8 protein-coding genes are annotated in these 13,291 nt (G+C 71.9%); all 8 read left to right on the top strand.

Features of this window, described 5'->3' with window-relative positions:
• Position 1 precedes the first annotated feature (1 nt).
• The 8 genes from lysA to rho all read left to right on the top strand — a co-directional run bounded on the left by lysA (position 2) and on the right by rho (position 13,090).
• A complete protein-coding gene (gene lysA / locus AB0K10_RS04475; protein ID WP_363679912.1) occupies positions 2-1,387 on the top strand; it encodes a diaminopimelate decarboxylase in 1,386 nt (461 codons plus the stop codon).
• 8 nt (positions 1,388-1,395) lie between these two features.
• A complete protein-coding gene (locus tag AB0K10_RS04470; protein WP_363680496.1) occupies positions 1,396-2,706 on the top strand; it encodes a homoserine dehydrogenase in 1,311 nt (436 codons plus the stop codon).
• 133 nt (positions 2,707-2,839) lie between these two features.
• Entirely contained in the window at positions 2,840-3,889 is a 1,050-nt protein-coding gene (thrC, locus tag AB0K10_RS04465; protein ID WP_363679910.1) for a threonine synthase, read from the top strand.
• Positions 3,890-4,008: 119 nt separating this feature from the next.
• The gene (locus tag AB0K10_RS04460; RefSeq protein ID WP_363679908.1) at positions 4,009-7,308 is read left to right on the top strand and encodes an efflux RND transporter permease subunit; all 3,300 of its coding nucleotides are present in this window, start codon (positions 4,009-4,011) and stop codon (positions 7,306-7,308) included.
• Positions 7,309-7,466: 158 nt separating this feature from the next.
• Entirely contained in the window at positions 7,467-8,282 is an 816-nt protein-coding gene (locus AB0K10_RS04455; RefSeq protein ID WP_363679906.1) for a polysaccharide deacetylase family protein, read from the top strand.
• A gap of 11 nt (positions 8,283-8,293) precedes the next feature.
• Positions 8,294-9,538, top strand: coding sequence for an MFS transporter (locus AB0K10_RS04450; protein ID WP_363679904.1), 1,245 nt, complete (start codon positions 8,294-8,296; stop codon positions 9,536-9,538).
• 98 nt (positions 9,539-9,636) lie between these two features.
• Complete coding sequence (gene thrB / locus AB0K10_RS04445; protein ID WP_363679902.1) at positions 9,637-10,581, top strand: homoserine kinase; 945 nt, start codon at positions 9,637-9,639, stop codon at positions 10,579-10,581.
• Between the two features lie 295 nt (positions 10,582-10,876).
• Positions 10,877-13,090 carry a transcription termination factor Rho gene (gene rho / locus AB0K10_RS04440; protein WP_363679900.1) on the top strand — a complete coding sequence of 738 codons (2,214 nt, stop codon included), beginning with the start codon at positions 10,877-10,879 and terminating at the stop codon, positions 13,088-13,090.
• Positions 13,091-13,291: the final 201 nt, after the last annotated feature.

Here is a 13,291-nt window from a genome sequence, read left to right as displayed (position 1 = left end):
GATGCGCGCTCACGAGGCTGGAGCACTGCACGCGGACATCAGCAACCAGGGGCCGGCGTGGCTGCGTGCCCCGGCCGACGTCAACGCCCTCGTGCCGGCGCTGTGGCCACGGTCGGTGACGCGCGGGGCCGACGGCGCGGTCGCCGTCGCGGGCCTGAGCGTCCGCGACATCGCGGCCGAGTTCGGCACCCCGGTGTACGTCCTCGACGAGGCCGACCTGCGCTCCCGCTGCCGCGACTTCCGGGCTGCCTTCCCCGGCGAGGACGTCTACTACGCCGGCAAGGCGTTCCTCTGCCGTGCGGTCGTCCGCATGATCGCCGAGGAGGGGCTGCACCTGGACGTGTGCACAGGCGGCGAGCTGGCGACGGCCCTGTCGGCGGGGATGCCGCCGGAGCGGATCGGCTTCCACGGCAACAACAAGTCGGTCGCCGAGCTGGCCCGGGCGCTGGACGCCGGGGTGGGGCGGATCATCGTCGACTCGTTCACCGAGATCGACCGGCTCACCGCGTTGGCCCGCGAGCGCGGGGTCCGGCCCCGGGTGCTGGTCCGGGTCACCGTCGGTGTCGAGGCGCACACGCACGAGTTCATCGCCACCGCCCACGAGGACCAGAAGTTCGGCTTCTCGCTGGCCGGCGGCGCCGCCGCGAACGCCGCCTTCAAGATCCTCGACGAGGGCGTGCTGGAGCTGCGGGGTCTGCACTCGCACATCGGTTCGCAGATCTTCGACGCCAGCGGCTTCGAGGTCTCGGCCCGCCGGGTGCTCGCCCTGCAGGCGCAGATCCGCGACGCGCGCGGTGTGGAGCTGCCCGAGCTGGACCTGGGTGGCGGTTTCGGCATCGCGTACACCACCCAGGACGACCCGGCCGCCCCGCAGGACCTGGCCAAGCGCCTACGCAAGATCGTCGACTCGGAGTGCGCGGCGGAGAACCTGGCCGTGCCGCACCTGTCGATCGAGCCGGGGCGGGCCATCGTCGGGCCGGCCGTGTTCACCCTCTACGAGGTCGGCACGGTCAAGGACCTCGACGGCCTCCGGACGTACGTCAGCGTCGACGGCGGAATGAGCGACAACATCCGCACGGCGCTCTACGACGCGTCCTACTCGGCGACGCTGGCCTCCCGGGCGTCGACCGCGCAGCCGTTGCTCGCCCGCGTGGTGGGAAAGCACTGTGAGTCCGGGGACATCGTGGTGAAGGATGAATTCCTGCCCGCCGACGTGCAGCCCGGAGATCTTGTCGCAGTGCCCGGCACCGGCGCCTACTGCCGGAGCATGGCCAGCAACTACAACCACGTGCCCCGGCCACCGGTCGTGGCGGTGCGCGACGGCCAGGCGCGTCTGATCGTCCGGCGGGAGACCGAAGACGATCTGCTGGCATTGGATGTGGGATGACGTCACCTGTGCGCTTGGCGCTGCTCGGCTGCGGCACTGTCGGCCAGGAGGTGGTCCGGCTGCTGCACGAGCAGTCGGCCGACCTGGCCGCCCGCATCGGCGCTCCACTGGAGATCGCCGGCATCGCCGTCCGCCGGCTCGGCCGCGACCGCGGTGACCTGCCGGTCGACGAGGACCTGTTCACCACCGACGCGCTCGGCCTGATCAAGCGCGACGACGTGGACGTGGTGATCGAGGTGGTCGGCGGGATCGAGCCGGCCCGAAGCTGGCTGGTCGAGGCGCTGCGGGCCGGTAAGAGCGTGGTCACCGCCAACAAGGCGCTGCTCGCCGAGGACGGCGTGGCCCTGCACGAAGCCGCCGCCGAGGGCGGCGGTGACCTCTACTACGAGGCGTCCGTGGCCGGCGCCATCCCGCTGCTGCGACCGCTGCGCGAGTCGCTGCACGGTGACCGGATCAACCGGGTCACCGGCATCGTCAACGGCACCACCAACTTCATCCTCTCCGCGATGGACGCCACCGGCGCCGGCTTCGCCGAGGCACTGGAAGAGGCCACCGAGCTGGGGTACGCGGAGGCCGACCCCACCGCCGACGTGGAGGGCTTCGACGCGGCGGCCAAGGCCGCGATCCTCGCCTCGCTGGCGTTCCACACCCGGGTCGGGGCGGCCGACGTGCACCGCGAGGGCATCACCGAGGTGACCGCCGCCGACATGGCCAGCGCCCAGGCCATGGGCTGCACGATCAAGCTGCTCTGCATCGCGGCGCGGGGTGTCGACCCGGCCGGCCGGGAGACGGTGAGCGTCCGGGTGCACCCGGCGATGATCCCGCGCAGCCATCCGCTGGCCAGCGTCGGCGACGCGTTCAACGCGGTCTTCGTCGAGGCCGACGCCGCCGGGCAGCTGATGTTCTACGGCCGGGGCGCGGGTGGTGCGCCGACCGCCAGCGCCGTGCTCGGCGACGTGGTGGCGGTGTCCCGCAACCGGCTCGCCGGGGTCCGCGCGGCCAGCGAGAGCGCGTACGCGGCCCTGGCGGTGCGGCCGATGGGCGAGGCGCTGACCCGCTACCACGTGAGCCTGGACGTGGCCGACCGACCGGGTGTGCTGGCCGCGGTGGCCGGCGTGTTCGCCCGGCACCACGTGTCGATCGCGACCGTGCGGCAGGGCTCGGCGGGCGGGGCTCCCGGCCGGGACGGCGACGCCGAGTTGGTCATCGTCACCCACGTGGCACCGGACGCCGCGCTCGCCGCGACGGTGGTCGAGCTGCGGGGCCTGGACATCGTCCGGTCGGTGACGAGCGTGCTGCGGGTCGAGGGCGGCGCCTGACTCGTTGAACCACCGGGCGGCTCGCGCGTCCCGCCAGGTGGGTAACCCGGGGTGTGCCATCGATGGCTGCGGCAGGGTGGTCCAGGGTGCCTGATGCTCGGGTCGGTGCAGGGACAGAGGCGAGGAGAGCGACATGTGGCGGGGTCTGATCGAGGCGTACCGGGATCGGCTGCCGGTCACCGCGGCCACGCCGGTCGTCACGTTGCACGAGGGAAACACTCCGCTGCTGCCGGCGCCCGTGCTCTCGGCTCGGCTGGGCTGCGACGTCTACCTGAAGGTGGAGGGCGCCAACCCGACCGGCTCCTTCAAGGACCGGGGGATGACCCTCGCGGTCTCCAAGGCGGTCGAGGCCGGTAACAAGGCGATCATCTGCGCCTCCACCGGCAACACCAGCGCCTCCGCCGCGGCGTACGCGGCACGTGCCGGGCTGACCTGCGCGGTGCTGGTGCCGCAGGGCAAGATCGCGTTGGGCAAGCTGGCCCAGGCGCTGGTGCACGGGGCGAAGCTGCTCCAGGTGAGCGGTAACTTCGACGACTGCCTCGCGCTCGCCGCCAAGCTGGCCCAGGATCACCCGGTCGCGCTTGTCAACTCGGTGAACATCGACCGGCTGCACGGCCAGAAGACCGCCGCCTTCGAGATCGTCGAGGCGCTCGGCGACGCACCCGACATCCACTGCCTGCCCGTCGGCAACGCCGGCAACATCTCCGCGTACTGGATGGGATATTCCGAGGAGCACGCCGCCGGCACCACCACCCGGGCGCCGAAGATGTACGGCTTCCAGGCGTCCGGGGCGGCGCCGATCGTGACCGGCCAGGTGGTGCCGGAGCCGTCGACGATCGCCACCGCCATCCGGATCGGCAACCCGGCGAGCTGGACCAAGGCGCTCGACGCCCGGGACGCCTCCGGTGGCCTGATCGCGGCGGTGACCGACCGGGAGATCCTCACCGCGTACCGGCTGCTCGCCCGCGAGGTGGGGGTCTTCGTCGAGTTGGGCAGCGCGGCCAGCGTGGCCGGTCTGCTCCAGCAGGCCGCGGCGGGCGCGGTTCCGGCCGGCTCGACTGTCGTCTGCACGGTGACCGGTCACGGCCTGAAGGACCCGGAGTGGGCGATCTCGACCGCGCCCGCCCCGGTGACCATCGAGAACGACTCGCTGGCTGCGGCTCGCGCGCTCGACCTGGCCTGAGAGCGGTAGCGTCCGGCGGCGGTGGGACGCGGCCGGGGGCGGCGGGGGCTCCGGTGATCGAATCCGGCACACTTTCCCCTATCCCCGCCCGCATTCTCTTTCAGGAGTGAGCCAGGCCGATGTCGCTGCTCGCCAGATTCAGCCTCGCCAACCGAGGGCTGGTCGCCCTCATCGCGGTGGTGATTACGGCGTTCGGAGCGTTCGCCGTGCCGTCGCTGAAGCAGCAACTGCTGCCGTCGCTCGAGTTCCCTGCCGCGTTCATCGTGGCCGCCTACCCCGGCGCCGGTCCCGAGATCGTCGAGTCGCAGGTGACCGAGCCGATCGAGAACGCCCTGCAGGGCATTCCCGGGCTGGACAAGGTCACCTCCACGTCCCGCGAGGGATCGGCCACGGTCCAGGTGCAGTACGAGTTCGGCACCGACCTGGACGACGTGGTCAACAAGATGCAGACCGCGCTGAGCCGGATCGACGCCCAGTTGCCGGAGAGCGTCGACCCGCAGGTCATCGCGGGGAGCACCGACGATCTGCCGGCGGTGGTGCTGGCCGCGGCCGGCGGCGCCGACGAGCGGGCGCTCGCCGAGAAGCTGCGCGCGACAGTGGTGCCGGAGCTGGAGGGCATCGAGGGCGTCCGTACGGTCGAGGTGACCGGGACCCGCGACGACGTCGTGGTGGTCACCCCGGACCCGGCGAAGCTGGCCGCGGCGAAGGTCCAGCCGACCGCGATCGGCGCCGCGTTGAAGACCAACGGCGTGTCGGTGCCGGCCGGCGCGGTGACCGACGGCGGCCTGGCCCTTCCGGTGCAGGTCGGCACGCCGATCGCCACCCTGGACGATCTGCGCGGCATCATCGTCGCGCCCGGCGCGACACCGGTTCGTCTCGGTGACGTGGCGGCGGTCGAGCAGCAGCTCCCCCCGGCCACCGCGATCACCCGGACCAACGGCAAGGACAGCCTCGGCATCGCCGTCACGGCTGCCCCGGACGGCAACGCGGTGGAGATCTCGCACGAGATCCGGGACCGCCTGGCCGACCTGAAGGACGCCTCCGGCGCGGAGCTGACAGTGGTCTTCGACCAGGCGCCGTTCGTGGAGAAGTCGATCGAGTCGTTGACCACCGAGGGCCTGCTGGGTCTGGTGATGGCGGTCATCGTCATCCTGGTCTTCCTCCTGTCGGTGCGTTCGACTGTGGTCACCGCGGTCTCCATCCCGCTCTCGGTGCTGGTGGCGTTGATCGCCCTGTGGATCGGCGACTACTCGCTCAACCTGCTGACCCTCGGCGCGCTGACAATCGCGGTGGGCCGGGTGGTGGACGACTCGATCGTGGTGTTGGAGAACATCAAACGACACCTGGAGTACGGCGAGGAGAAGCGGCAGGCGATCGTCACCGGCGTTCGCGAGGTGGCCGGCGCGGTGACCGCGTCCACCCTCACGACGGTGGCGGTGTTCGCACCAATCGCCCTGGTCGGCGGGTTCGTTGGGCAGCTCTTCGCGCCGTTCGCGATCACGGTGACGGTGGCGCTGCTCGCCTCGCTGCTGGTCTCGCTGACCGTGATCCCGGTGCTGGCGTACTGGTTTTTGAAGCCGCGCGGCGGCACCGTCGACGACGAGGCGGTGCGCCGCGGCGCCGAGGAGAAGGAGCTGCGCAACCCGTTGCAGCGCGCGTACCTGCCGGTGATCGGGTTCGCCACCCGCAAGCGGTCGACCCGCTGGATCACCGTCGGGCTCGGCCTGCTGGTGCTCTTCGGCACCTTCGGGTTGGCGCAGAAGTTGGAGACGAACTTCCTGGACGACTCCGGTCAGGACACGCTCAGCTTCCGGCAGGAACTGCCGGCGGGCAGCGGCCTGGCCGCCACCGACGCGGCGGCCAAGCAGGTCGAGGCGGTCCTCGGTCGGGTCGACGGGGTCGAGACGTACCAGGTGACCGCCGGCGGGGGCGACACCCCGTGGGCGGGTGGCGGAGGCAACAACGTCGCGAGCTGGTCGTTGGCGCTCGACGGCGACACCGACGCCAAGCAGGTCCGTGAGGAGCTGCGCCGGGAGTTCGACAAGATCGGCACCAGCCTGGGTGAGGTCAGCTTCGGCGGTGGCCAGGACGCCTCGACCAGCCAGCTGGAGGTGGTCGTCCAGGCCGGTGACCCGGAGGTGCTGACCCGGGCCGCCGAGGCGGCCCGGACGGCGATGGCAGGTGTCCCGGACGTCGAGGACGTCACGACGAGCCTCGCGGAGCGGGTGCCGAGGGTCGACGTGACAGTCGACCGGGTCGCCGCCGGACGGGTCGGCCTCACCGAGGCCGCCGTGGGTCAGCTCGTGTCGCAGGCGTTCCGTGGCGCTCCGCTGGGGCAGGTGGCGCTCGACGGCCGCCAGCAGGACGTGGTGCTGCGGCTGAGCGCGACCGCGCCGGTGTCGCTGGAGCAGCTGCGGGCCCTTCCGATCGGGCCGGTGAAGCTGGACGACATCGCGGACGTCACCCAGGCCGAGGGGCCGCAGCAGGTCACCCGGATCGACGGCGACCGCAGCGTGTCGGTGACAGGTGCCGCGACCGGTTCGAACCTGGGTGCGACCACCAAGGAGTTGCAGAAGCGGCTCGACGGTATCGACGTCCCGGGGGCGAGCTTCACCATCGGTGGGGTCAGCGCCGATCAGGCGGACGCCTTCGGTGACCTGGGCCTGGCGGTGCTGGTCGCCATCGCGATCGTGTTCCTGATCATGGTGGCCACGTTCCGGAGCCTCACGCAGGCGTTGATCCTGTTGATCTCCATTCCGTTCGCGTCGACAGGCGCGATCGGTCTGCTGCTGGTGACCGGGACGCCGCTGGGAGTGCCGGCGCTGATCGGTGTGCTGATGCTCGTCGGCATCGTGGTGACAAACGCGATCGTGCTGCTCGATCTGATCAACCAGTACCGGGCACAGGGCATGGGGGTCCGGGAGGCGGTGGTCGAGGGTGGCCGGCGCCGGCTGCGCCCGATCCTGATGACCGCTGTCGCGACGATCTTCGCGTTGCTGCCGATGGCCCTCGGATTGACCGGCGAGGGTGGCTTCATCTCGCAGCCTCTGGCGGTCGTGGTGATCGGCGGCCTGCTCAGCTCGACGCTGTTGACGCTGATCCTGGTGCCGACGCTCTACACGATGGTGGAGCACACCAAGGAGTCGCTGCGGGAGCGTCGTCGTCGGCGGCGCTCCGGCGACCCGACGGTGACCGCGCCGACCGGACCGACCGCGCCGGAGGGCGTCGAGCCGGACGGCCCGAACCAGGTGGCAGTGCCGACGAGCGCACCGGCCTCGACGCCTGCCGAGGGTTCGCAGCCGGCGGCGGCACGCCCCACCCCGTCGGGCGCGCTCGTGGACGGCACGGACCAGTTCGAGGTGCTCCGGCTGCCCCGCAGCCGTCGCTCGCCGCTGCCCCCGTCGGAGCCGACCGAGTAGTCGGACGACATCCCGAAACGCCCTCGGCAGGCTCGCCTGCCGGGGGCGTTCGCCGTGCCCCCTCGGACACTCCGATCGGTCGACGGGCGCTGCACCTCGCGTCACGTCTTGCATACTCCAGGTAGCAATGGTGAGGTGCCGGCGAGCGGGGCGGGTGGATGACCGAGAGCGCGCATGGGTGGTCCCGGCGCGATCTGCTGCGCCGGGGGGCTCTGGTGGTGACCGGTGCGGCCGCCGGGGCGGGCGTCACCGACGTGTGGCTCACCCACCGGCGGCTGCCGCTCGCGGGCGGCCCGGCCAGCGCCACGGTCGGCAACGGGCCGCAGGACGTCGGCGCCGGGGCCGTGCCGGTCATCTGGTCGGGGTCGACCACGCAGCGGCTGGTCGCGCTCACCTTCGACGACGGGCCGGCGCCACGGTGGACGCCCATGGTGCTGGACACCCTCGCCCAGCACCGGGTGCCCGCGACGTTCTTCCTGGTCGGCGCTCAGGTCAGGAAGCACGCCGACCTCGTGCGCGACAGGCTCGCCACGCACGAGGTGGGCAACCACAGTTGGGCGCACCGGGACCTCGCCCAACTGGACGCCGCCGAGGCGTACGACGACCTGCACCGCAGCCACGACGCGATCGCCGACGTGACCGGCAGGCCGCCGCGGCTGGTCCGCCCGCCGTACGGCCACCTGGGTGGTGCGGTGCTGCACGCGGCGGCCCGGCTGAACTACCGGCTCGTGCTCTGGTCGTCGCAGATGGTGGAGCGGGAGTTTCCCGACGACCCGGCCGGCCACGCCCGGCGGATCGTGGCCGGCGTCCGGCCGGGGACGATAGTGCTCGGGCACGATGTCGGTGACCGGCGCCGTCTGGTCGCGCTGCACGGCCTCCCGGACATGATCGCCGGGCTGCGGGCGCGTGGCTACACCTTCGTCACCGTCTCGGCGCTGCTGGCACCCGGTGTGGCCCCCACGCCGACCGGGTAGGGTCCCGCTGCGTGGCGTCCACCCTCGCGGTCCTCACCGGCAACCGGAGCTTTCGCAACCTCTTCCTCGCCGAGTTGGTGGTCTTCGGCGCCGACTGGTTCGTCATGGTGCCGCTGCTGGTGCTGCTGCCCCAGTTGACCGGCAGCGGGGTCTGGGGCGCACTCGTGCTGGCGGTGGACACCGGCATCGTGGCGCTGCTGCTGCCGTACACCGGCACGATCGCCGACCGCTTCGACCGCCGCAAGATCATGATCGCCGCGAACGTGGCCGCGCTGGCCGGCGTGCTGCTGCTCCTCGGCGTGCGCAACCGCGGTACGGCGTGGCTGGCGCTGGTGGCGATCGGGGTCGTCGCGGTCGCCAAGGCGTTCTACTCACCGGCCGCCCAGGCCGCGCTCCCCAACGTGTTGGAGCCGCACGAGCTGGCCGCCGGTAACGCCGTGGCCGGCTCGGCCTGGGGCACCATGACGGTGGTGGGCGCCTCGCTGGGTGGTGTGCTCAGCTCGGCTGCCGGCCCGTACGCCTGCTTCTGGGTGGCGGCGGTGGGCCTGGCGCTGGCCGCGGGCCTCGCCACCCGGATCCGCCGGCCCCTGCAGGCGGCCCGCGACCCGAAGCTGCCGGCGCAGCGCACCTGGTCGGCGGTCCGCGAGGCGCTCGGCTACATCGGGCACCGGCCACGGGTGCTGGCGCTGGTCACGGTCAAGTCGGCGGTCGGCCTGGGCAACGGCGTGCTGACCGTGTTTCCGCTGCTCGCCGGCGTTTACGGGGTCGGTTCGCTGGGCGCCGGCCTGCTCTTCGCGGTCCGCGGGGCCGGTGCCCTGGTCGGGCCGATCCTGATGCGCCGGGTGTTGACCAACAGGTCCTGGCTGCTGCCCGGACTCGCGCTGTCCATGTCGCTCTACGGTCTGTCCTACCTGGGTACGTCGGTGGTCCGCTGGTTCCCGCTGGTCCTGCTGCTGGTGTTCGTGGCGCACTTCGCGGGCGGCAGCAACTGGGTGATGTCGAATTTCGCCCTTCAGGGCGAGGTGCCGGACCGGCTGCGCGGCCGGGTCTTCGCCACCGACATGATGCTCGCGACGCTTGCCATCTCGGTGAGTCAACTGGCGGTGGCCCTGGTGGTGGACGTGGTGGACGAGCGGGTGGTGCTGGCCGGCTGCGGTCTGGTCACCCTCGTGTACGCGGTCGGTTGGCGGATCGCCACGCGCCGGCTCTCCCTGACCGATCCGGCCACCGAGCCGGTACCCAACCCGGCCGGCTGAGGACCCGGCGGCCCCATGTGCGGGCGGCGGGCCGGACCGCCGCCTGGACTCCGCCTCGGCTCGCCCACGGACTTTGACTCAGGCCCTAGCATGAGCGCGTGCCGACGAACTTCACCGCCGGGCCGGTCCGGGTCCGGGTCCCCGCGACCAGTGCCAACCTCGGTCCGGGCTTCGACGCGCTGGGGCTCGCCCTCGGGCTCCACGACGACCTGGCCGCCGAGGTCGCGCCCGCCGGCGTCCAGGTGACGGTCACCGGGCAGGGCGCGGGTGAGCTGCCGGACGACGACCGGCACCTGGTGGTCCGGGCGATGCGTGCCACCTTCGACGTTCTCGGCGGGCAGCCCGGCGGCCTGAGCGTCGAGTGTGTGAACCGCATTCCGCAGGCGCGCGGCCTGGGGTCGTCGTCGGCAGCCATCGTCGCCGGGGTGCTGCTGGCCCGTGCCCTGGTCGTCGACGGCGAGCGTCGTCTGGACGAGCCGGGTGTGCTCCGGCTGGCCGCCGAGATCGAGGGCCATCCGGACAATGTCGCGCCGTGCCTGCTCGGCGGTTTCACCGTGGCCTGGTCCGAGCCGGGCGGCGCTCGGGCGGTGTCCCTTCCGGTCGCCGTCGACGTACGACCCACGGTTTTCGTACCGGCCGAGCGCGGTCTGACCGCGACCGCGCGGGCGGCGCTGCCGGCCACCGTGCCCCACGCCGACGCCGCGTTGACGGCGGGGCGGGCGGCATTGCTGGTGCACGCGCTCACCACGGCTCCGGCGCTGCTGCTGCCGGCGACCGTCGACCGCCTCCACCAGGATTACCGCGCACCCGGGATGCCCGGCACATCTGCCCTGGTCAGCGAGTTGCGCGCGGCAGGTGTGGCGGCTGTGGTCAGTGGGGCCGGGCCGAGCGTGCTGGCGCTCAGCGAGCCGCCGCCGAGCCTCGACGCGGGAACAGACTGGCAGATCTGGCAGTTACCGATAGACGTCAGCGGTGCCCGGGTCGCCCGGGGTAGACTGGGACACGCCGAGCGGGACCCTGTTGCCGCAGGTCGGAAGAGTTGATTACGCTCTAGACCTAGCACAGCCGCGAAGCACGCGATCTCCTGCGGGGCGGCGCACCCCCGAAGCTCTCGGCGGTCAGCCCGTCACCCCTGCCAAGGCCCACGCCGCACCGCAGTTTCCACAGGTCGCCGCAGACGGCGAGACCTGCTCACCGACTTTTGGTGGGTCGGGAAACCACCGGCTGCTGTGTCACAGACTCCCGCGACGCGTCCTTGCGAGGCGGGTGCACCGAGGCCGCCCGGCCACCTGAGCTCCGACTCCGGGCAGTCCCGGCCTTATCGAGGGAAGGAATCCATTGAGCGACACCACCGACGTGACGTCGGATGTTTCCAACGTCGCTGGCGATGCCACCGCTGCCGCTCCCGCCCGTCGTCGGCGCAGCGGCACCGGTCTGTCGGCGATGCTGCTGCCAGAGCTGCAGAGCCTGGCCGCGTCGCTCGGCATCTCCGGCACGGCTCGCATGCGCAAGGGTGAGCTGATCGCCGCGATCTCCGAGCGGCAGGGCGGCAACGCCGCCGGGACCCCTCGACCGCGAGCCGAGGTCGCGGCTGCGGCCGCTCCGGCCCGTGAGGAGGTGCGGGAGAGCGTGGATCGCCCGGCGACCGAGGGCCGCAACACCGAGCAGGCGTCGGCCGAGCCGGCGACTGCGACCGAGGGTCGTGGTCGTACCCGGCGCAGCCGGACCGCCCCGGCCGAATCCCGTGCCTCCGAGGCCAGCACCTCTGAGGCGCGCACTTCTGAGCCGCGGTCCTCTGAGCCGCGTGCTTCTGAGGCGCGCACTTCTGAGGCGCGCACTTCTGAGGCGCGTTCCGCTGAGGTCCGCTCCTCCGAGGCTCGCACCGACGAGGTGGAGGCCGGCGAGCGGCCCGAGCGCGGCGAGAACCGTCGCGACCGCGCCGAGCGCAACGACCGCGCCGAGCGCTCCGACCGTGGTGAGCGGGCCGAGCGCAACGATCGGGGCGAGCGTGCCGACCGGACCGACCGTGGCGAGCGGACCGACCGTAACGATCGGACCGACCGCAACGATCGGACCGACCGCAACGATCGCGGCGAGCGTAACGACCGTGGTGAGCGGGCCGAGCGCAACGATCGGGGCGAGCGTGCCGACCGGGGCGAGCGGACCGAGCGCAACGACCGGAGCGACCGCAACGACCGGGGCGAGCGCGCCGAGCGCAACGACCGTTCGGAGCGTGCCGACCGCAACGACCGCGGTCAGCGTGTCGAGCGGGACAACGACGACGATGACGGTGAGGGCGGCGGTCGGCGTGGCCGGCGTAGCCGCTTCCGCGACCGTCGGCGCGGCCGTGGCGAGCGGGCGGAGACCGGTGGCGACACCGGTGGCCGTGAGCCGCAGGTCGGCGAGGATGACGTGCTCGTCCCCGTGGCCGGCATCATCGACGTGCTCGACAACTACGCCTTCGTGCGGACGACCGGTTACCTGGCCGGCCCGAACGACGTGTACGTCTCGATGTCCCAGATCAAGAAGTACGGTCTGCGCCGTGGTGACGCGATCACCGGTGCGGTGCGTGCGGCCCGCGAGGGCGGCAACACCGGTGACCAGCGGCGGGACAAGTACAACCCGCTGATGCGGCTGGACACGATCAACGGGATGGAGCCGGACGAGGCGCGGCGGCGGCCGGAGTTCTACAAGCTCACGCCGCTCTACCCGCAGGAGCGCCTGCGGTTGGAGACCGAGCCGCACATCCTGACCACCCGGGTCATCGATCTGGTCATGCCGATCGGCAAGGGCCAGCGGGCGCTCATCCAGTCTCCGCCGAAGGCGGGTAAGACGATGGTGCTCCAGGCGATCGCGAACGCGATCACCCGGAACAACCCGGAGTGCCACCTCATGGTGGTGCTTGTCGACGAGCGGCCTGAAGAGGTCACCGACATGCAGCGGTCGATCAAGGGCGAGGTCATCGCGGCCACGTTCGACCGTCCGCCGCAGGACCACACGACGGTGGCGGAGCTGGCGATCGAGCGGGCCAAGCGCCTGGTCGAGCTGGGCCACGACGTCGTCGTGCTGCTCGACTCGGTGACCCGGCTCGGCCGGTCGTACAACCTGGCGGCGCCGGCCAGCGGCCGGATCATGTCGGGTGGTATCGACTCCACCGCGCTCTACCCGCCGAAGCGCTTCCTCGGCGCGGCCCGCAACATCGAGAACGGCGGGTCGCTGACCATCATCGCCACGGCGCTGGTGGAGACCGGGTCCATGGCGGACACGGTCATCTTCGAGGAGTTCAAGGGCACCGGTAACGCGGAGCTGAAGCTGGACCGGAAGATCGCCGACAAGCGGACCTTCCCGGCCATCGACATCAACCCGTCCGGCACCCGGAAGGAAGAGGTCCTGCTCGCGCCCGAGGAGCTGGCCATCATCCACAAGCTCCGGAAGGTGCTGCACTCGCTGGACTCGCAGGCGGCGATGGACCTCCTGCTGGACCGGCTCAAGCAGTCCCGCACCAACATCGAGTTCCTGATGCAGATCGCGAAGTCCACGCCGGGGGAGTAACCATCCCCGGTTGACCGACGACGAAGGGGCACGGCCATCGCGGCCGTGCCCCTTCGTCGTGTCCGCCCATCGTCCTTTGCTCTGCTTCAACCGGCGCAACACTTCGGGGCGCTTCGTGTTGCGTCCGTTGAAGCAGAGCAAAGGGGACCGAGGGGGCGGCCGGCCCTGCTCGCAGGCCACCAGAGGGGGGGGTCGGCGCGG

The sequence above is a fragment of the Micromonospora sp. NPDC049274 genome, assembly GCF_040678875.1.
Lineage (GTDB): Bacteria > Actinomycetota > Actinomycetes > Mycobacteriales > Micromonosporaceae > Micromonospora.
Note: the sequence above shows the minus strand (reverse complement) of the source record. Positions and strands in the feature narration are given on the sequence as shown.

Excerpts from the sequence above, each read along its gene's own strand:
- lysA (WP_363679912.1), top strand. The coding sequence starts at position 2 with ATGCGCGCTCACGAGGCTGGAGCACTGCACGCGGACATCAGCAACCAG.
- thrC (WP_363679910.1), top strand. The coding sequence starts at position 2,840 with ATGTGGCGGGGTCTGATCGAGGCGTACCGGGATCGGCTGCCGGTCACC.
- AB0K10_RS04460 (WP_363679908.1), top strand. The coding sequence starts at position 4,009 with ATGTCGCTGCTCGCCAGATTCAGCCTCGCCAACCGAGGGCTGGTCGCC.
- AB0K10_RS04455 (WP_363679906.1), top strand. The coding sequence starts at position 7,467 with ATGACCGAGAGCGCGCATGGGTGGTCCCGGCGCGATCTGCTGCGCCGG.